Genomic DNA, 19,538 nt, shown 5'->3' with positions numbered 1-19,538 from the left:
CCCTATAAATCACGTGTAATAATCAGGATTGGCTTAATCCCAAACACTTCTTTGAAAAATTCAGATTTCTTTGAAAAATTCCATTCTTCTAATGTGGTATTCTTTACTGATTTACCTCTAATGATCAATTCTTTGTCTTTAATTCTAACCGACTCAATCTTGATTTTTTGTTTGTGACTTCGATCAAGAGCGTCTGCCATTCTTAGGATTCCAATAAGCTTTGCTACAATTATTCTTTCTTTTGTAGGCAATGCAGCTGGATTTTGATCTTGATCTTTCGGGACAACTATACCGTGGTATCTAGCTATATTTGCCACCATTTCCACTTCCAATGTAGACATCCCAAACAATTCCAAGGACTTAATAAGATTATAAGAATGCTCACTATGGTGATCAAGACTTATAAACTTTCCTATATCATGTAAAATGGTCGCAACACGAAGCAAAATACGCTCTTCTTTCATACCATGAATCTTTCTTAATTTATCAAAGAGCAATAGTGCATGTGCCTCAACATGATTACAATGGGTTTCATCGTAGTTAAATTTTTTGGCTAATACGGTTGCACTTGTTATGATGTCCTGAGTGGATATGTCATTCGTATGGAGATTATAGATATCCTCATGAATGAAACGAATGATACCGTCCGCTAGTGATATGTTCGGTATGATGATCTCTCCTGCTGTGGTTTTGTCAATAAACATGTTAATGAGCATCAGAGAAGGTACAATGATTTCTGCTCTTTCTCTTTTTATTTCATAATCCCTTTTTATTTCATCTGTTGTCTTCGACATGATTTCATTCGATATCGCTTTAAAATCCTTTTTCTTCATACTGTATATTGCTTCTCTTGCTTCATCATCCATCATACTTTGAATGACACCAATTTCACCACCGATTACGACTAAGTGCTTATAAGCATCTTGATCTCTTAAAAAATCCAGATCTTCCAAATTGGCTTCAATATATTCTTTAAGCACTTTATAATATTTTGTGGTTTGATTTTCAAGTGCGCCTAATATTTCTTTGATTCTAAGCGCACCCATTTTTACATTTTGGCTGGATTTAAGCTCACCATTCTTAAAGGTAGTAATCTGGATACTGCCTGCACCGATAACAATAACAACTGCACCTTCCGAAGTTATTGTGTTGTAATCAACCAGTTTGTGTTTTAGTGCCTTTAGAGTCAAATACTGTTCTTGAGAATTGTCAATAATACGTATATCAAGACCTGTCTTAAGCTTAATCTGGTCCATTATATAATCTTTATTTGATGCTTCTCTAATTGCGCTGGTTGCCATCATAACATACCGTTTTACACCATAGTCATCCATTGTCATTCTAAAATTTTTGAGTATTTCACAGGTCTTATCTACGGACTCAAAGCTGACCTTTTCGTTAGCAAAAGTATCATGGCCCAGTACCGCTATTTTCCGAAATTTTTCAAGCAATCTAAAATCACCCGCTTTATTAATTTCACCTATTTTCATTCTTATGGCATGAGAACCCACATCTATTGCCGCTATAAGGTTTTTTGGCATATTTAACATCTCCTAGCTTTTTAATTAAATGACACTATAACCATATCCTATAATTATACCATATTATCTTAATGGATTATGTAATGTTCTATTAAATACTAAGTTAACTTTTATTCTGTGATGTGATTTGTATAGATTTATGATATAATAGCTACAGTAAAAAACCATGATTTTAAAGAATCGATGGGTGGAGGTTTTTATGTCTGACTTACAAAACAGTGTCGAGCTTCTAATTAAGAGCCATATTGATGTTTTGACGAACAATCAAAAAGAGAAGAATTCTAATCACATCAGCCATCAAGATTTTACATTAATAGAAGAATTGTATGAACATGATGAAAAGGGCATTGTCCTTATTAACCATTTTGGTCATATTGAATACCGAAACAAAAAATTCTCAAAGCTTTTTATGCTGGATAAGTACGAGAAGGCTTTCTCTAATCTACTCAACTTAAGTCAATTACCCCTTGATATAAAATACGAAAATAAGATTTTCCTACTGACATATCCAAGTGGTTTAATCGCCAAACTCATCTTAAACCATCAAATTGTGAAATTCCAAAAGTCATCCCTTTTACTATTAAAATTTACCGACCAAACGGAACGCATAAAAAATGAAACAGATAATCAAAGTTTTCGAACAAAAGTTGCTGTATATTTCAAACATATAGAAACACCCATGTTTTTAGTTAATCAAGATGGTTATATTGTGGATGTCCCCCAAAATAATCTTAAGCTCTTTGGTCAACCCTTAAGAACCATATATGACGAAAGTATTTTCGAAGCTTTTCCTTATGATTATGCAAAGGAAATTATGGAGCGGGTGCTACATACAGGTGAAAAAATTAAGCTTTATTTTCAGTACCAACATGATTTGGGACAGTCCATTCAAGTCTTAGATACAACTTTACATAAAGTCGGTGATGGTTTAACACTATGCCACATAAAAGACGTATCCGATTTGAATACGATGTCATCCACTCTAGAATACTTGAATAACTTTGATCCTCTAACCGGCTTCCACAACCATAATCAGTTTGAATTAAAGCTAAAAGAACTGGATCAACATGGTTACCTACCTCTTGGTGTTTATGTTCTGACGGTTCAAGGACTAAAACAACTCAACAAAAAACTTGGGCACACAAATTCCGACCAACTTCTTATGGAAATTGCACAGGACTTAAAATCAGCTGCTAGCCAGTATGAGATACCTTGCCGTATAAGTGGCGATACCTTCATCCTTTTTTTCCCAAACTGTTCAACCGGCACTTTAAATAGGTTCGTAGACAAAATGGACCAATCTATTTTGTCTTATAATGAAAAATACAGAAAGCATTTATTAACCTACACACAGAAAAACATGATCATTAAAACCAAACAAAACAGCCTTTCTAAAACGATTAAAGGTTTACTCCCCTAACAACCAACAATACTAGGAGGTTTTCATGGCAAAACTTAAATCTAAATGGCGTTCTATCACTATTGGCTATCTTCTGGTCAGTTACTTTGTAATCGTCGTCATAAACCAACAACCTATCACATATTTCTTAATTGGCTTTGGCGTTTATTTTCTTATACTGGTGCTACTCTTTCTCGGAACGTTTGTCGGCGTACTTGGTGTTCTTATTCAAACTTTTACCAAGGACAACCAAAAAGCATTACCTTTTTATAAGTCGGCCTATAAGCTAGGTACACAAAACACCACCATATTAGCTACCTACGGCCTTTTACTCCTTCGGAATAATGAGGTAGAACAAGCGCTTAAGTGTTTCGATAAAGGCCTTGAAACGAACAGTTATTTCCTCACCACTAAAACTTTAATGGGCAATAAAGCCATTTGTTATTGGAAGCTGGGACACATAGACAAAGCCATACAAATCTATTATGATTTTTTTGATCAATATGGTGCTGAAAATCAAGGGTTTTTAACAGATCCTACTTATACAGATGAAACTATCAATGCTGTGGTAAAGGATAATCCTTATTATTTCCCTCAAGACTTCACCACTTTGGGTTATCTATTTGTCTTAAAGGAAGATTATGTCAAAGCAACTTTTTTTACGAAGGCTGCTTTGAACAAGAATGAGGATTATGCCGGAGCCTATGACAATCTAGGTCTAATAGCATTTAGACAAGACGACCTAACTCAAGCTAAAAAATACTTTGAGAAGGCATTAGAGTTAGATGAAAATGCACCCGATACTTTATATCATATGGGATTAATCTCTCAGTTAGAGAACAACAACACAGAAGCTCTTAACTATCTCGAAAAAGCTAAAAGTTGTTACCTTGATGGCTTAAGTACCATTAGTTATGAGATGATTGATGGGGCTATTAAACATTCAAAAACCACGCTTTCCTAACTTATAAAACATAACATACTTAATTAATTAAAAGCCATTCTCGTCATAACATCATGACGAAAATGGCTTTATTCATTATTAGAATGGTTAGGCGTCAAAACTTTTGTTTTGGCCCTTTAGCCTTCGAATTAATCTATACCCCTTTGTCTTACGGCCTCATATACAAGTATGCTTGTAGCAACTGCGACATTAAGACTTTCTGCTTCAGACCGCATGGGAATCTTAATATAATCAGTTGCAAGACTAGATAAGTCCCTACTAAGTCCATCACCTTCATTTCCAATTAAAAAGCAAGTTCCTTCAATATAATTACCTTCATAGTGGTTTTTTATGCCTTCTAAGTGGGCAGCAAATACATGAACGTCTTTTTCTTTTAGGTTTTCTATATAGCTGTTTAAATCCACATCTTTTAGGATATTCATTCTAAAAATCGCACCCATAGTGGCTTTAACAACTTTAGGGTTATACAAGTCTACAGTACCTTTTGACAGCAAAACCAAATCAACCCCTGCTGCATCTGCTGTTCTTAGAATAGTCCCTAGATTGCCTGGATCTTGAACATTTTCAAGGGCAATGATCAAAGGCTTATCCGGTAAAGACATCTCCACTATAAGTGGCTTCATATAAACTATCGCCAAAATACCTTGAGAGGTTGTCTCCTTGCTCATGGCTTTCATTACCGAATCGCTTACCTGTTCAACGTCCCATTCTCTACTTGAATCTATCGATTGTAACTTTTCCAATTGAGTTTCTTGTATATAAATTCGCTCAATCTGATGAAAAGGTATTTCTTTTATCAAACGCCAGCCTTCTACTACAAATTTTTGTGACTGTTGACGGTACCGTTGATTACTTTGAAGTTTTTGTATTTCCTTTACTTTTGGATTGGATCGACTACTTATCATAATTATCCTTTTTTATTACATTGATTTTTCTAAGGTCTTCATTGGCACCGATAACAACTAAAACATCTGAGGACTGAAGAACAAAGTCCGCACCTGGGGTAATGACTATTTTTTCGCCTTTTCGGATGGCCATAACATTTATACCATAGTTGGCACGCATGTTCAGTTCCTTTAGTGTTTTACCTACCCATTCATCCATGACTTCAATTTCCACAATACTATGGTCGATGGATAACTCAATATAGTCAATGAAATTCTCCGATATTAAATTATTAGCAATTCGTGTTCCGATTTCTCTTTCCGGAAAAATAACTTTATCCGCCCCAACTTTTTCAAGAACCCTTTTATGGATTTCATTTTGAGCTTTGGCCAGTACATAAGGCACACCCAGTTCCTTCGCCAGTATGGTCGCCATGATACTGGCTTGAAGGTTATTAGAGATTGCCACAACCGCCACATCAAAGTTACCAATGCCCAAGGCCTTGAGGGCATCTCCATCTGTAACATCCGCCTGTACCGCATGGGTAACAAAGTCTGCCACATCCTGAATGACCTCTTCTTTTATATCAATTGCAAGAACTTCTTTTCCGTTATAAGCTAAAGTCTCCGCCACACTTCTTCCAAATTTGCCTAATCCGAAAATTACAAAATCGTTTCTACCTGCCATAACTGGGCCTCCATTTATCCTACCATCACTTTTTCTTCCGGTTTTCTAATGTTTATTTTTTTCTTTTCATGTCTTATTGTAAGTGCGACAGCCATAGTGATGGGCCCAAGTCTTCCAATAAACATGGTCATGCTCATAATCAGTTTTCCTATTTGAGAAAGCTTTGAAGTTTCACCTAATGAAAGTCCTACTGTAGCAAATCCAGATACCGCCTCAAACAAGATATCCATAAATCCACCTGATTCCGTTATGGTTAACAACATCGTCACACCCATAACCACAGATAAACTGATCATAACAACTGCAAGGGCTCTTTTAATGGTATTTCTGGGAATACGACGATTAAATGCCTCAGCGTCATCTTTACCTCTTACAACAGATAATACTTCAAAAAATATGACGCCTATGGTGACCGTTTTAATGCCTCCAGCCGTACCTGCCGGCGATCCACCTATAAACATTAAGAGGATGGTAATGAACTTTGAAACATCGGTCATATCACTATTGGTGATTGTGTTAAAACCCGCCGTTCTCGTTGTCACTGATTGGAACATCGCACCTAATAATTTATCTTTTAAAGGCAGGTTACCAAGGGTTGCATCATTAAATCCTTCTAGGAAGAAGAAGAAAAGAAAACCAACAACAATTAGGCTTGTACTTATCACTAAAACCAGCTTTGTATGAAGTCGTAACTGTCTGAACCATCTTTTAATCTTAAAACCAAATCTCAACTCTTTTTTTGTTACTTTTAAAACATCCATCCAAACAGTAAAGCCTAAACCACCAATAATGATGAGCGCCATAACTGTAAAATTAATAATAACGCTACCGACATAAGGCGTAAGACTGTTATCACCGATAATGTCAAAACCTGCATTGCAAAATGCTGATATGGCGTGAAATATACTGTAAAATATACCTTTGGCTCCATATTCCGGTACAAACTTTAAGGATAAAAACAAGGCACCGATAGCTTCAATGATTAATGTACCAATAATAATATTTTTTGTTAATCGTACCATGCCTGACAAAGTGTTCTGATTTAATGACTCTTGAATCATCATACGATCTCTCAAACTAATTTTTCTGCCCAAAATCATAAAAATAGTACTGGCAATGGTCATAAATCCCAGGCCACCAACTTGAATGAGCATTAAAATAACTACTTTTCCAAAGGCACTCCAATGAAGGGATGTATTAACGACAACCAAACCGGTTACACATACTGCCGACGTAGATGTAAAAAGAGCATCTATAAATCCGGTACTTTTACCGGAATTACTTGATATTGGCAAACTCAGTAAAATAGCACCTACTATAATAACGACCAAAAAGCCTAGCACTAACACTTGTGTCGGTTTCAAATTTACATCCAGTTGATTTTTTTGTTTAGCCATAAGCAACCCTTACCTCTCCAAGTATTTTTATGTCTTTTTTACAGTCTTATCTACAGTCTTTTCATAAGCCAACCTTCATTATATAGCCTGTAGATTGAAAAAGCAATCCTATACCTATCTTAGCAGCTTTGAAAGGTAAAGTTCTTTCTGCTAACTCAAATTCTAATAAATTTTAAAAAAAGAAGTTTTTCCACACAGTTTCTTTTTTTACTTATCTTATCCACATACTAAGGCTCTATTTTTCCCGTTTTAAGGCTTTGTGGATAAATTAGTTTAATTTAGTTAAAATTTCACTTGGCAGACATCACTTCCTTTGCTATACTTAATTCAGTTCTTAGGTATGCCTTGCATATCTACTGTGAGTATATCTTCCCTTGTTAGTTGCCGACCAAAGCTGGCTAACAAATCGGAAGATATATTTTTTTGTCTTTTTTTAATCTCATTTGCTTTTAGATAGTACCACTCATATAACTGTTTTATCATGTCTGATATCTGTTGCATCAGATAATGATTTTTGATTGCTTCTGAATTCCAACTACATATATGTGTGATATTTCCCTGCCAGTTCTTCTGACGATTGAATCCTTCATTCTCTATTTTCCATCGTTTTCTTCCTGCTTCAACCAGCTTTTCTGCATTCTTATTTGTTATGATTATGTTTGTTAACCATTGAAATTCTGTCCGCATAACATTTTCTTTGATTACTTTTTCTTCAAAATACTTTAACATATTTACTGGGTTCCCTTTATAATCAATCTCATTTACATATGTTGCATGACCCGCCACTCCTTTTTCAGGAATCGCTTCATACTCAGCTGCAATACTTGGAATACTTCCTGTTTTATAGCGAATGATAAAATCCCACTTACTTCTTTTGCATATTTTCATCACGGGTTCCGATGCATAAAGGCTATCTGCAAGTAGCACAATGGGAAGGCGTGGAAATCTCTTCTTTATATTTCCGGCAAGCCTTTTAAATGCTTTTGTTTCGCTATCCTGTTTGCGTTCTTCTTCACTCATATTTTTCTGTCTTTTTGTATCTGCACGGTTGTTTTCTATAAATTCCGAACCTAGACTTACGATTAATTTATCACCTAAGACTATTTTTGCTTCCAATACATCGATATGATAGTTCACCTTTTCAGCATCTGTTTCTTTGTTGTAACGTCTTTCTAGACATGTTTCATTTATTCTACGACTTCCTGAATACAGTTGCGTTCCATCTACAATGACAAGCCATTTCTTCTGAAATCGTGCATCATCAAAACTTTTTCGTCGGATAAGATCATATACGAGTGATTGCTGTACTTCTTGGGTCTGTTTATAATCTAGTTCTTCAAAGTATTCATTTAGTGTGACGCCATGAGGAAGAAAATCTTTTTCTTTTTCACCCAGGAAATTCATAACATTATTTGCTATTTTTTTGTCATTAAACTCATAAGTCATAGACTGCATGCTAGTGAGCCCAGCAATTCCTTTGTAATAAGCGGTTCCAAGCATCGTTTTATTGTTATATCCTATATAACTCTGATGCCTTGGGTCAACTGTCTCTGAAAACTTTTGAAACAGAGTGGGGCAAAATTTGTTTTGGATCTTATTACATTCTACTACCGGATTCTTTTCAAGCTTATGTTTAATTCTTTCCTGTATTCTTCCCATTTTTTACCCCTTTGCGAATAAGTTTTTCTTCTATTTTACTATATTCAGCATCGATTGGCTTGTAATGGGATCTATTTGTGCGAATTATTTTTAGCTTTCAGAACTGCTATCTTAGGGCATATTCTACAACGATTTTGGAAGCTTTATCTTTACTAAATGATGCCTGCCTTATTACGAATCATTTTTAAATCTTTAAATATTTTTATAATTGCATAAAAAATAATCATTATTTCTAAACGACCAAATAACATCCCTATGATTTGAGCCCACAAAACAGATATTGGCGCACTCGCGGACGTTATGCCAACAGATAGTCCGACTGTACCAATACTTGATGCATACTCAAAAAGTGATTCTCGAAGTGGGTAGCCATTCATCAACATAATGCTCACACCTATAATATAAATAATAATATAGATAAAAACAAAATTACTAACATTTATTACTTCTTGGCTCTTTAGAAATACCCTGCCTTCTGGTTTATTCACTGAAATCTCTTCATAATGCTTTGATGGTAAAATAAATCCCTTTAGGTTCCTAAGAAGGCTTTTATAAAGGACGTAGATCCTATATTGTTTAATGCCACCGGCTGTTGAGCCTGTTCCACCTCCAATAATCATTAACACAATCATAGCAAGAATTCCAAAATCATTCCAATCTGAGTAGCTCACCGTTGAAAAACCTGTCGTTGACAAGGCTGAAGTCAGTTCAAATATTGCAACTCGAAAACCTTTCCCTAGACTATGATAGAGTTCATTCATAGAAAAATAGGTGACCAATGGGATCATAATGCTTAATAAGAAAAACATGAGCTTAATTTCACCTAATTGAATAAACTTTTTAAATTCTCCTTTAAGAACCAAGTAATGGGCTGCAAAATTAACCGTTCCTAAAAACATGAGTATTAATGTGATCAACTCAATGGCCAAATTATTATATTGGCCGATGCTATTTGGAACAGTTGAAAACCCACCTGTTGATAATGCAGCTATTGAATGGTTGATTGCATCAAACACAGGCATTCCCGCAATAATATAAAGAATCGTCCCTGATAAAATATAACCGATATAAATTGTCATAATTAATTTAGCTGATTTTGTGATGTTGGGTAAGAGCAAATCTGTTCTTCCCTCTGCACTATATAAACCTAATCCAGAAGGGCCAATAATTGAAGCCAGAACAATAACCGCAATACCTGCTCCACCAAAAAACTGCATCGTACTTCGCCAAATCAAAAAAATATGTGAAGTTTTAGTCACATCTACAACTGAAAGTCCTGTTGTTGTCCACCCACTCACGGATTCAAAAACAGCTTGTGTAAAGTTCAATTGACCAGACAATACAAATGGCATGGCCGATGCAATACAGATTATTATCCAAGACAAAACAACAATGATGCCACCTTCTTTAATTGACACTTTTACTTGCTGTTCTTGACTTTTTGTAAAATACCATACAACAAAACCAATAATACCAACTAAGATGGCAGGTAAAAGGAAAAATATGGCTTCTGAAGATTCATCTCTATAAAAAATCAATGATATCAGCGGAAGTATTAAAATTGCCCCGTTAAGCATTAATACAATACCTAGATAGTGTAAAAGCAGACGATATTTTGCTTTCATTTGATTGATAAAATTCATTTAGTCCACCCTTCCTCGAATGCACTTGAGAACTTCTGATTGCACTTTCGGTTTACTCATAATGACCAAACGATCTTTATCCATAATTTGTGTATCACCCTTAGCAATAATAACCTCTTGATGACGCACAATACAGCTAATTATTGCATCTTTGGGAAAATCAATTTCATGGATCTTTTTGCCTCTAACTGGATGTTCAAAAGCAACATCCACTTCCATGAGTGATATCTTATCTTCTGCAATAGGCATCAAATTTTGAATATCGTCTACAATAGCCCGCTGTTCAATTAATGAAGAAATAATATTTGTCGTACTGATAACCGTATCAACGCCTAATTGCTTAAATATCTGTATGTTTTCAGGATCATTCACAATCGCAAATGTCTTTTTGATACCATATATTTTTTCTGCAATTTGACAAACCACCAGATTATCCGGATCGTTCTCTGTTAGAGCAATCACCATGTCTGCATCTGCTATTCCGGCATCCTCTAACATATATGGTTTTGACCCATCACCTTTTACCACTGTGGCTTTAAAGGTTCTTGATAATCTCTTACAGAATTCTTCATTTTCATTGACAATTGTTAAATCGTACCCTCGAGATATAAATGCTTTTGCTAAAAAGTAAACTTCTTTACTTCCGCCTACAATAAAAATCTTCATGATGTCCACCTATTTTCTCAAAATTATTCGTTGAAATTCTAATGCGGATAAAGCTGTTGGTGATATGGTTTCTATGTTTAGCTCAGAATAGACCTTCTCTTTTGAAGGGTCCGTCAATCTAGCGACAACTTGATTGACGCCAAAAATACTTTTTGCAATTTGCGCCACCATAATATTAATATTATCATTATTCGTTGTAGCAACAACAACATCCGCTGATGCTATTTTTGCTTGTTTTAGCACTTCAATTTCTAAAGCGTTGGCTTCAATGGTAAAACCACTAAAAGAAGCATTCAGTCTTTCAAAAGATGCTTCATTTTTATCAATCACCACAATGCTATTTTTTTTCCCTTCTCCTAGCATATTTGCTAAATGACCACCTAATCGTCCACATCCAACGATAATCACATATTTTTCTGTTTTGTTTAACATTATCCTTCGCTCTCCCTTAACTCTTACCTTTTTCCAGGTTTTCACCGAGATCGATGCCGTTTTTTGTATAACTATAATTTGTTGTTCTCGATAGGTTATTGCTTGCTGCTTTATGAGAAGGCTCTAAAGCTAAAGCCGCTCTATAGTGAATTTGTGCTTTTCTTACATCCATATTCATCTCTGATAAAACGCCAAGAAGATTATGTGGGTCCGCTGCCTCAACTTCAATACTGATTGCTTTCTTTAAAAATGTAGCTGCCTTACCAAATTCTTTGTCTATGATACACTTCTTGGCAAATTCAATTAAATCTGAATAAGATTCCAGATTCACTTCCTCAAGATCTTTTCTTAATGTCACCTTTTTTACAACTGTCCTAATCTCATCCGGTGTAAAGGGTTTACTTAAGAAGTCAACAGCACCAAGCTTCATGGCTTCTACTGCATTTTCAACGGTTCCGTATGCTGTCATCATGACCACACTGACTGTACTGTTACTATCTCTTACTTTTTTTAGTACTTCCATTCCTGATAGACCAGGCATTTTTATATCTAACAGAACCAAATCATACTGCGTACTTTGGATCATCTCATAGCCTTCTTCTCCATTTACAGCAATATCCACAAGGTACTCTGTTTCATTCAAACAGTTTTTAACCGTCATCCGAATATTTTTTTCATCATCGACAATAAGTATTTTCTTTTTATTCATTACACAAGCTCCTTCAAATAATGATGTATTTTTTCTAACAGTTTCTGCGGTTCAAAGGGTTTCATTATATAATCGAGCGCCCCAACATCAAAAGCCTTGTCAATATCAATTTGCTGGCATTTAGCACTCATAATAATAACAGGTATTTTTTCTGTTACTGAGAATTCTTTAATCGTTTTACATACCAGATAGCCGTCAATATCCGGTAACACCAAATCCAGTAATATCAAATCCGGTAAGTAATCTTTTGCTGCTTTGATGCCATCAAGTCCATTGCTTATAGCTTGTACATTATAATCATGGCCTTCTAAATACATAACAATTGTATTTAAAATATTTTTCTCATCATCTATAACTAATATTTTTTGCATCTAATCTCCCCTCACTCAACAATTGGTACTGTAAAGAAAAAAGTCGTACCTTGATTAATCTCACTGTCTACCCAGATATCACCACCATGGGCTTTTATAATCTCTTTACATATAGACAAGCCTAAACCAGCCCCACCTGCAATGTCCTTTCCTTGACTGAATTTTTCAAATATGTGTTTCTGCATCGCTTCATTCATACCTGACCCATTATCTTTAACAGAAACAATCTGTTTTCCATAGATTTCTTTTATTGCTAACTCTATTTTTCCTCCCGGCTTAGGCAAATATCGTATTGCATTTCCAATCAAATTCGATATAACCCAAGTCATTTTGCTAATATCAATTCTAACGTCGCTTAAATGTTCCGGTATGTCTTTTATTATTTCAGCTTGAATTTCTTCGCACTGAATTTTAAAAATTTTAATCGTATAATCAAAAACTGCTTCTAACTGATGATTTTGAAGATCCATCTGCATCTTACCGGATTCCAGTTTGGAAAGATCCAACAATTCTCCAACAAGTGTATTGAGCCTCTCAGAGTCTTCTTTTATGGCTTCCACCAATTCCAACTGTTTTTCTGTTAGTTTTCCGGGTATTTCTTCAAGCAATAAGCCCACACCCATTGTGATTGAGGTTAGTGGTGTTCTAAATTCATGGGATACTGTTGAAATGAAATCAGATTTCATTTGATCCACTTCTTTGAACTTTGTAACATCTTGTATTAATGCAACCGCGCCATAGTGAAATTCATTACTGATTTTAATCGGACGTACATGGACTCTATAGTACTTATCCATTGATTCTACTTTTACAACAATGTCTTCATAACTCTTGTATCTATTTTTATATGGATGATCATTCACTTCCTTAAACAAACCAAATAATTTTTCATTGTTTACGACTTCTAAAAGATGTTGGTTCAAACAATTGTTTTCTCGGATATCAAATATTTTTTCCGCTTTATAATTAATGAGCTGAATTTTATTTTCTTTATCCGTTACTATAATACCATCACTTATACTTTCAACGATGGCTTCAGATTTATTTTTTTCTTCTTTAAGTTTATTAATATTATTTTCGTCATAATACAACAATTTTGTTGCCATTAAATTGAACTCTTTTGCAAGTTGCGCAATCTCATTGTCGCCTTCTATAGTAAGTTTTTGATCATAATTTCCTTCAGATATTTTCTTAATTTTTTCAATTAAGTTTTGTATCGGAACAACAATTTTGTTGGATAATATTGTAATAATAATAAGTCCAAACAGTATGGATAACACCGATACAACCACTGTTGAAATCATAGCTCTCCTTGCAATATTATGCGCATTTTCTTTTCTTTCTAACATACTGTTTTGGTTAATCGCCAATAATTTTCGAGATCCTTCTTTGGTTTCTTCAAACAGTGGAAATATTGTCTGATAGTAGTAGTCATTCATTATTTTCGGATCATCTTCTTTATTTAAAGAAATTAAATAGGTGAAACTGTCTATGTATTCTGTATAGTTTTGATTGATACTTTCCAGTACTTCCTGTTCTCCTATTTCTGTGATATTATCTTCGGCGCGTGTTAACCAACGCAAAAATATCTTTTGATTTTCTATGAAATTTGATACTGTTGTATCACTCTCAGAAAACATGTGCGCCAATTCTGCACTGTCTTGTCGCTCAATCGCAACAATCATATGTTGGGCCGCCTCAATACTCTTATAATTTGATTCCATAATATTATCAATGGAAACACTTAGACTATTAAAATTAATTAAAGCCCATATATTGCTACCTGTAAATATAAGCAAAATCATTATGAAAAATGATATCAATCTTCCTTTAATACTTTTTGGCATCGAATCCCTCCATTCCTACAAAAAAACAAAAAAACCATGAAGACCTCATGGTTTTGGGCAGTCTCCTCTTCCTACGCTGACGAGGTTAGCTGACAGGCTCGGATTGAAAGAGTATCCTATTTTAGACAAGCTAAAAATTCGCCCCAGTAAGTGGGTCCCCCGCTTCAAATGAATTAAGCGATATGATTATAGTATACGCGTGTTGTTATTTTTGTCAATTATAATTCTATAGGAAATTATACTCTTATCTCGTCAAAATGGCAATACCGATAATCTTGGTTTTTGAGCTCTTAATTCAAACCATAAGAAAATTAACCAAAGATTGAAAATGCACTTACGCAAGCTTCATGATATAATCAAACTATATAACTAAAGGAGGTTAACTATGATTAAACATATTGTTATGTGGAACATTCATGAGGATCTGGACCTTGATACTACCAGGGAAACGTTGAAAGAAAAACTAGAAGCTTTGCTCGACCGTGTGGACAGTCTAAAAGAAATATCCGTCGGTTTCAACGACAATACTTCCGAGGCTAAGCGAGATATTGTCTTGATGACAAGCTTTGATGACAAAGCTGGACTTGAAGCTTACATCGTTCATCCTGCCCATGTAGAAGTCGGTCAATACGTAAGGGCTGTTACAAAAGACCGTGTAGTTGTTGATTATGAATATGCTTAAGAGTCAACAAAGACTTTCCAATAAAAAAGGCGTTGCTAAGCAACGTCTTTTTTATTGTGATATTGTTATTTCTAGATTGTCTTAATCCATCCAAAGTCATCCATCACATCACCGTATTGCATGCCTGTTAAAGTGTCATATATTCTCCTGGTTATAGGACCAATCTCATTACCATGAACCACAAAATCAAGACCTTTGTAATGGATACCACCTACTGGTGATATGACCGCTGCAGTGCCTGTGCCAAACACTTCTTCTAAATCCCCATTTTTTGAGGCTTCAATGATATCGTCCATTGAAATCCGCTCTTCATAAACAGGCATATCCCAAGATTTTAAAAGTGTTATTACAGAATCTCTCGTAATGCCGGGTAATATGCTACCGGACAATGCCGGCGTATATACTTTGCCACGGATTTTAAAAAAAATATTCATGGTGCCTACTTCTTCCACATACTGGTGCTCTATGGCGTCTAACCACAAGACTTGGGCAAAACCTTCTTTTTTTGCATTTCTCTGAGCAATCATACTGGCACCGTAACTACCACCGGTTTTAGCCTCGCCCACGCCACCTTTAGAAGCTCGTACATAGGTGTCTTCCACATAAATTCGAACCGGGTTCAGGCCTTCTTTATAATAGGCACCTACCGGAGACAGGATAATCATAAACATATAGGCCTTAGAGGGGTTTACCATGAGTGTTGGCTCTGTAGCAATCACAAAAGGTCGAATGTACAAAGAAGTTCCCTCTTCACTGGGTACCCAAGATGCGTCTATCTGAACCAATGTTCTAACCGCTTGCACAAAATCCTCCACAGGAATTTGAGGCATACAAATACGGTCATTGGTGTTATTTAACCGCTTTCCATTCATGTCCGGTCTAAAAAGATTAATTTCTCCGTCTTTTCTTCGGTAAGCTTTAAGACCTTCGAACATTTCTTGTCCATAGTGAAACACCACTGCTGAAGGATCTAAATGCAAATCCTCATAGGGCTTAATTCTTGGGTTGTGCCAACCCACACTTTCATGATAATCCATCACAAACATATGGTCTGTAAAAAAGTTACCAAAACCTAAAGCATTTGAATCCGGTTTATCTTTGAGCTGCTTAGCTTTTATAATTTCAATATTTAACATGATAACACCCCCGACTTTCAATTATATTCGTTTCATTATAACAAACTCGTGGGAAGTTAACAAGAAGAAGGACTGGCTCATGTTATCTGGTTTGCTTTGCTAATATTGGGTCACATAGGATTTTAGTATTTCAGGCAGCTCGCCGACTCTAAAAGAGTATTCACCATAATCCTTATAGATCAGTGTAATCCTATAGCTGTCTTTTGGGTCTTTGGAGTAGTCATAAGTCAGATCATAAATTATATCAATAATATCATCATCCACAATACCAACCGAATCTATCATCCCTTGTAACTGCATATCCTTCACATACTCAGGTGACATATCAACTTCCGTATCCGGATTAAATACAGGTGTTATACGTGCACTAACAATATCTTTTCTATTTGGTACTATGCCTTCATAGCCATTTTCCCTCAACCATGCTTTTGTATTTTCAAAGCTTGGCCAAATATTCAAGCTATGATAGTTAAGTATTTCATAATTCCCCTCTCTAGTACCATCGCCCACTGTTATAGCAATATCTATGGTTCCCCAATTGTCATAACTGATTTCTTCCTTGTAGGACAATAGCATGAAATCTTTTCGATATGCTTCATATAAGGTACCACTTTTTTCCAAACTAATATTTCTTTCCTGACCACCACGTCCCCAAATGTTAATTGAAGATTTTTTTGGATGGGTTAAAATAGCTTTAATGTCTTTAAGACGTCCTCGTTTGTAACCTTCTGATTCATGAAGACGGGCAAAGCCTTCTTCCATTTGAGGGTTTTCATACATACGACTTATTCTTTTGCCATTTTTTAGTACATATACCAGATCCAACCTATATACCCGGTTATTATACCCCCTATCTTGCTCAGCATGAATCGCTGTTTCATGAAGATTAAGCACTTCTTGAATAGATGGTTGTTCAGTAAAAACCAACTCGAAATTACCCTCACTTCCGTACAATACGGTTTTATCCGCTATTCTACCTTGTCTTGGATTGCTATTTTCACCATACACAACATAAGCCACATCTTCAAAGTCCGGTACATGAGATTCAAAACCAATCAAATCAAAATCTATAACCATAAGGGCCAACATAAACAGGGCGACCACCACGAGCCATGATTTGTAATATACAAATATTCTTACCGTCTTTTCAGCTATCATCTTTGTGACGCCATAACCAATTAGAGCACCAAAAAATACACCTACATACACGCCAAGTGAACGGTTTTCATAAAACATTGACCCTAACATATTGGCCAACGTCAATGTAATTAACACCGTCAATAAGCCGATGAAGCCAATTTTGGCAAAGTCAAAAGCAATTAAATCATGATGCTTTTCAAGATGTCTTTTTTTATACAAGACATAACTTGCCATAACCGAAAAACATAAATAAATAATAATAACCAAAAAGCCTTTTGTTAGAAATTCAGTATTACTTGCATCCACCATTCTTCCAATGGTGTAATAAGGTGTCATCAATAGATGTAGCGCCTCATCATCTAAATACGTCGAAAAACCTTTTAGTGTCCAACCAATGAGTATCTTACCAAACTCTACGATAGCAACAGGTATGACCATCATGACATAGGTTAAAACCGCCTGTAAAACAGATGAACCTACCAACATTCCAAACATAACCGTTATATAAAAAATAGTCATACCACTAAGCAACATCCCGATATAATAGATACTCAAATGTAAGGCAAGATCTAAAGCCGGATACCCTTTAGATACTAGAATGATATAAGATATTAATGTATTTATAGCCAAGGGTATTCCAAATAAGATTACAAAAGATATCATATGACTAAAGAATAAAGTCTTGCGACTTACTGGAAATGCATGAATGGTTGCCAAAGCTTTTTCATCTTGAATGTATCTAAATAGGACAATACCAAGGATTACCGGTAGAAAAAATAAGATAAATACATCCCATCCACTTGGGATCTTGTATAAGAGATTATCCATATGATGGGTTGTACCGAGTGTGTTCATTAGCATCCCAAAATTAACCACTAAGAAGTGTATCACAAAGTATAAAATCCCAATATAGGCAAATCGTTTAATATTGTTTTTTAGAATGGCCTTATTATAAAATGAGGTTTGTAACTTCATAGCCTTCCCCTCCAATCTCATAAATAAATATTTCTTCTAACGTTAATGGTATGAAATCTACCAGCACAGGTTTCATAGGGCTTAAAGATCTTTCTATCTCATCCCTTAAACCTCTTACAATTATAGTATGTACAGATCCCACTTGCATTTCCTTAAGGGGGTTCAAACTTTTCAGTGTTACTTCACTGGCTTCAAAAGCCACTTGAATCTTGTGAATGTCTGACTTCATTTCATCTAAATCTCTTTCAAGGAGTAACTTACCTTCATGTAAAATACCCACATAGTCACATACATCCTCTAATTCCCTAAGATTATGTGATGAAACAACTACTGTCATATTTCTTTCAGCCACATCCTGCAGCAAGAGCGACCATATTTGACGACGCATAACCGGATCAAGGCCATCAACTGGCTCATCCAAAATCATAACGTCCGGCTTGGTACATATGGCTAGCCAGAAGGCCACTTGCTTTTTCATCCCCTTAGAAAGCTGACTGATTTTCTTCTGAATGGGAATCTTAAGCAGGGCTTGTATTCTAACAAAACGATCACGGTCAAAAACATCAAACATTTCTTCGTAAAAATCCGCCATATCTTTAATGGTAGCCATCGGAAAATAGTATAGCTCATCCGGAATGAAACGAACGCGTTGCTTTAAGCTAATATGATCTTCTACAACTTGACCATCAATGAAAACCTGACCTTGATTCTGCCTAAAAACCCCTGTCATGATTTTTAATAAGGTTGTCTTTCCTGCACCATTTGGCCCAACCATACCATAGACAGAGCCCTTCTTTACATGTATGTTAATCTGATCTAGGGCTTTAAAGGACCCATATGATTTTGTTAAATCGACTGTTTTAATCATTGACTTTCACCTCTCTTATAAGCATCCTTCAGAAGATCCATAAGGGATTCAATAGGTACATTCAATAGCTTTGCTTCAAGAATGATTTCTCTTAGCTTTTTCTTGACCCCTTCAATTTCCTGATTTCTATATAAAACATCCAGTTTTTTTGCAAAATTGCCTCTACCTTGAAGGGCATAAATATACCCATCTTGTTCTAACTGCTTAAAAGCCTTCTGAATGGTGTTGGGGTTAACTGTTAATAAAGATGCCAGCTCCCTAATCGACGGCAACTGCTCATCTTCCTTGATATGGCCTTCCAGAATCAGTCTTCTAATATTCTCATACATTTGTTCATAAATCGGAATTCGGCTTCTAATATCTACTTGAAACATAAGACACCTCCTGTATTAACTGTATTATATAACATAATACAGTTACGTGCAAGTCTTTTGACGCTTTAAAATTAATGTAAAAAATACCCTACAGATCCATGATTCTTAAACGCCGACCCTTGCTTGGCCGTAAAGGCATTTTGAGATTATAGGACTTGCAGGA

At 35.5% G+C, this 19,538-nt stretch carries 18 protein-coding genes and 1 riboswitch; of the genes, 3 read left to right on the top strand and 15 right to left on the bottom strand.

What is annotated here, in order from left to right; genetic code table 11:
* Positions 1 to 2: 2 nt before the first annotated feature.
* Entirely contained in the window at positions 3 to 1,541 is a 1,539-nt protein-coding gene (locus P0N36_RS00590) for a Ppx/GppA phosphatase family protein (RefSeq protein WP_275840752.1), read from the bottom strand.
* Positions 1,542 to 1,740: 199 nt separating this feature from the next.
* Here P0N36_RS00590 and P0N36_RS00585 point away from each other — a divergent pair, with 199 nt between their 5' ends.
* Positions 1,741 to 2,961, top strand: a complete 1,221-nt coding sequence (locus tag P0N36_RS00585) for a GGDEF domain-containing protein (protein WP_275840751.1) — start codon at positions 1,741 to 1,743, stop codon at positions 2,959 to 2,961.
* A gap of 25 nt (positions 2,962 to 2,986) precedes the next feature.
* Entirely contained in the window at positions 2,987 to 3,904 is a 918-nt protein-coding gene (locus P0N36_RS00580) for a tetratricopeptide repeat protein (RefSeq protein WP_275840750.1), read from the top strand.
* Positions 3,905 to 4,032: 128 nt separating this feature from the next.
* Here P0N36_RS00580 and P0N36_RS00575 read toward each other — a convergent pair whose 3' ends face one another.
* The 10 genes from P0N36_RS00575 to P0N36_RS00530 all read right to left on the bottom strand — a co-directional run bounded on the left by P0N36_RS00575 (position 4,033) and on the right by P0N36_RS00530 (position 14,200).
* A complete protein-coding gene (locus P0N36_RS00575) occupies positions 4,033 to 4,809 on the bottom strand; it encodes a TrmH family RNA methyltransferase (RefSeq protein ID WP_275840749.1) in 777 nt (258 codons plus the stop codon).
* Positions 4,799 to 5,476, bottom strand: coding sequence for a potassium channel family protein (locus P0N36_RS00570; RefSeq protein ID WP_275840748.1), 678 nt, complete (start codon positions 5,474 to 5,476; stop codon positions 4,799 to 4,801). Before P0N36_RS00570 ends, P0N36_RS00575 begins: the two co-directional genes overlap by 11 nt.
* 14 nt (positions 5,477 to 5,490) lie before the next feature.
* Entirely contained in the window at positions 5,491 to 6,873 is a 1,383-nt protein-coding gene (locus P0N36_RS00565; protein ID WP_275840747.1) for a TrkH family potassium uptake protein, read from the bottom strand.
* Positions 6,874 to 7,200: 327 nt separating this feature from the next.
* Positions 7,201 to 8,532, bottom strand: a complete 1,332-nt coding sequence (locus P0N36_RS00560; RefSeq protein ID WP_275840746.1) for a transposase — start codon at positions 8,530 to 8,532, stop codon at positions 7,201 to 7,203.
* Positions 8,533 to 8,684: 152 nt separating this feature from the next.
* Positions 8,685 to 10,175 carry a TrkH family potassium uptake protein gene (locus P0N36_RS00555; protein WP_275840744.1) on the bottom strand — a complete coding sequence of 497 codons (1,491 nt, stop codon included), beginning with the start codon at positions 10,173 to 10,175 and terminating at the stop codon, positions 8,685 to 8,687.
* On the bottom strand, positions 10,176 to 10,841 hold the full coding sequence (locus P0N36_RS00550) for a potassium channel family protein (RefSeq protein ID WP_275840743.1): 666 nt from the start codon (positions 10,839 to 10,841) through the stop codon (positions 10,176 to 10,178). It abuts the gene before it with no gap.
* Positions 10,842 to 10,850: 9 nt separating this feature from the next.
* On the bottom strand, positions 10,851 to 11,273 hold the full coding sequence (locus tag P0N36_RS00545; RefSeq protein ID WP_275840742.1) for a potassium channel family protein: 423 nt from the start codon (positions 11,271 to 11,273) through the stop codon (positions 10,851 to 10,853).
* A gap of 16 nt (positions 11,274 to 11,289) precedes the next feature.
* Entirely contained in the window at positions 11,290 to 11,982 is a 693-nt protein-coding gene (locus tag P0N36_RS00540; protein ID WP_275840741.1) for a response regulator, read from the bottom strand.
* A complete protein-coding gene (locus tag P0N36_RS00535) occupies positions 11,982 to 12,353 on the bottom strand; it encodes a response regulator transcription factor (protein WP_275840740.1) in 372 nt (123 codons plus the stop codon). Before P0N36_RS00535 ends, P0N36_RS00540 begins: the two co-directional genes overlap by 1 nt.
* Before the next feature lie 11 nt (positions 12,354 to 12,364).
* Complete coding sequence (locus P0N36_RS00530) at positions 12,365 to 14,200, bottom strand: sensor histidine kinase (RefSeq protein WP_275840739.1); 1,836 nt, start codon at positions 14,198 to 14,200, stop codon at positions 12,365 to 12,367.
* Between the two features lie 60 nt (positions 14,201 to 14,260).
* A riboswitch (cyclic di-AMP (ydaO/yuaA leader) is annotated at positions 14,261 to 14,390 on the bottom strand.
* A gap of 195 nt (positions 14,391 to 14,585) precedes the next feature.
* Between P0N36_RS00530 and P0N36_RS00525 the strand changes: the two genes are divergently transcribed.
* Positions 14,586 to 14,882, top strand: a complete 297-nt coding sequence (locus P0N36_RS00525; protein ID WP_275840738.1) for a Dabb family protein — start codon at positions 14,586 to 14,588, stop codon at positions 14,880 to 14,882.
* A gap of 71 nt (positions 14,883 to 14,953) precedes the next feature.
* Here the strand turns inward: P0N36_RS00525 and P0N36_RS00520 are convergent, their stop codons facing one another.
* The 4 genes from P0N36_RS00520 to P0N36_RS00505 form a co-directional block, all read right to left on the bottom strand.
* Positions 14,954 to 16,018 (bottom strand): branched-chain amino acid aminotransferase, encoded by a 1,065-nt coding sequence (locus P0N36_RS00520; protein ID WP_275840737.1) that lies wholly within the window; start codon positions 16,016 to 16,018, stop codon positions 14,954 to 14,956.
* Between the two features lie 99 nt (positions 16,019 to 16,117).
* Positions 16,118 to 18,133, bottom strand: a complete 2,016-nt coding sequence (locus P0N36_RS00515) for a hypothetical protein (protein WP_275840736.1) — start codon at positions 18,131 to 18,133, stop codon at positions 16,118 to 16,120.
* The gene (locus P0N36_RS00510) at positions 18,108 to 19,001 is read right to left on the bottom strand and encodes an ABC transporter ATP-binding protein (RefSeq protein ID WP_275840735.1); all 894 of its coding nucleotides are present in this window, start codon (positions 18,999 to 19,001) and stop codon (positions 18,108 to 18,110) included. Before P0N36_RS00510 ends, P0N36_RS00515 begins: the two co-directional genes overlap by 26 nt.
* The gene (locus P0N36_RS00505; RefSeq protein ID WP_275840734.1) at positions 18,998 to 19,375 is read right to left on the bottom strand and encodes a GntR family transcriptional regulator; all 378 of its coding nucleotides are present in this window, start codon (positions 19,373 to 19,375) and stop codon (positions 18,998 to 19,000) included. The genes P0N36_RS00510 and P0N36_RS00505 overlap by 4 nt, the downstream gene beginning before the upstream one ends.
* Positions 19,376 to 19,538: the final 163 nt, after the last annotated feature.

The sequence above is a fragment of the Petrocella sp. FN5 genome (assembly GCF_029210395.1).
GTDB lineage: Bacteria > Bacillota > Clostridia > Lachnospirales > Vallitaleaceae > Petrocella.
This window is presented reverse-complemented; position numbering and strand designations above follow the sequence as displayed.

What these genes read in the sequence shown, in the direction of transcription:
- P0N36_RS00515 (WP_275840736.1), bottom strand. Translation starts at nt 18,133, where the DNA reads ATGAAGTTACAAACCTCATTTTATAATAAGGCCATTCTAAAAAACAAT.
- P0N36_RS00580 (WP_275840750.1), top strand. Translation starts at nt 2,987, where the DNA reads ATGGCAAAACTTAAATCTAAATGGCGTTCTATCACTATTGGCTATCTT.
- P0N36_RS00535 (WP_275840740.1), bottom strand. Translation starts at nt 12,353, where the DNA reads ATGCAAAAAATATTAGTTATAGATGATGAGAAAAATATTTTAAATACA.
- P0N36_RS00545 (WP_275840742.1), bottom strand. Translation starts at nt 11,273, where the DNA reads ATGTTAAACAAAACAGAAAAATATGTGATTATCGTTGGATGTGGACGA.
- P0N36_RS00530 (WP_275840739.1), bottom strand. Translation starts at nt 14,200, where the DNA reads ATGCCAAAAAGTATTAAAGGAAGATTGATATCATTTTTCATAATGATT.
- P0N36_RS00520 (WP_275840737.1), bottom strand. Translation starts at nt 16,018, where the DNA reads ATGTTAAATATTGAAATTATAAAAGCTAAGCAGCTCAAAGATAAACCG.
- P0N36_RS00550 (WP_275840743.1), bottom strand. Translation starts at nt 10,841, where the DNA reads ATGAAGATTTTTATTGTAGGCGGAAGTAAAGAAGTTTACTTTTTAGCA.
- P0N36_RS00560 (WP_275840746.1), bottom strand. Translation starts at nt 8,532, where the DNA reads ATGGGAAGAATACAGGAAAGAATTAAACATAAGCTTGAAAAGAATCCG.
- P0N36_RS00575 (WP_275840749.1), bottom strand. Translation starts at nt 4,809, where the DNA reads ATGATAAGTAGTCGATCCAATCCAAAAGTAAAGGAAATACAAAAACTT.
- P0N36_RS00590 (WP_275840752.1), bottom strand. Translation starts at nt 1,541, where the DNA reads ATGCCAAAAAACCTTATAGCGGCAATAGATGTGGGTTCTCATGCCATA.
- P0N36_RS00585 (WP_275840751.1), top strand. Translation starts at nt 1,741, where the DNA reads ATGTCTGACTTACAAAACAGTGTCGAGCTTCTAATTAAGAGCCATATT.
- P0N36_RS00505 (WP_275840734.1), bottom strand. Translation starts at nt 19,375, where the DNA reads ATGTTTCAAGTAGATATTAGAAGCCGAATTCCGATTTATGAACAAATG.
- P0N36_RS00510 (WP_275840735.1), bottom strand. Translation starts at nt 19,001, where the DNA reads ATGATTAAAACAGTCGATTTAACAAAATCATATGGGTCCTTTAAAGCC.
- P0N36_RS00555 (WP_275840744.1), bottom strand. Translation starts at nt 10,175, where the DNA reads ATGAATTTTATCAATCAAATGAAAGCAAAATATCGTCTGCTTTTACAC.
- P0N36_RS00525 (WP_275840738.1), top strand. Translation starts at nt 14,586, where the DNA reads ATGATTAAACATATTGTTATGTGGAACATTCATGAGGATCTGGACCTT.
- P0N36_RS00540 (WP_275840741.1), bottom strand. Translation starts at nt 11,982, where the DNA reads ATGAATAAAAAGAAAATACTTATTGTCGATGATGAAAAAAATATTCGG.
- P0N36_RS00565 (WP_275840747.1), bottom strand. Translation starts at nt 6,873, where the DNA reads ATGGCTAAACAAAAAAATCAACTGGATGTAAATTTGAAACCGACACAA.
- P0N36_RS00570 (WP_275840748.1), bottom strand. Translation starts at nt 5,476, where the DNA reads ATGGCAGGTAGAAACGATTTTGTAATTTTCGGATTAGGCAAATTTGGA.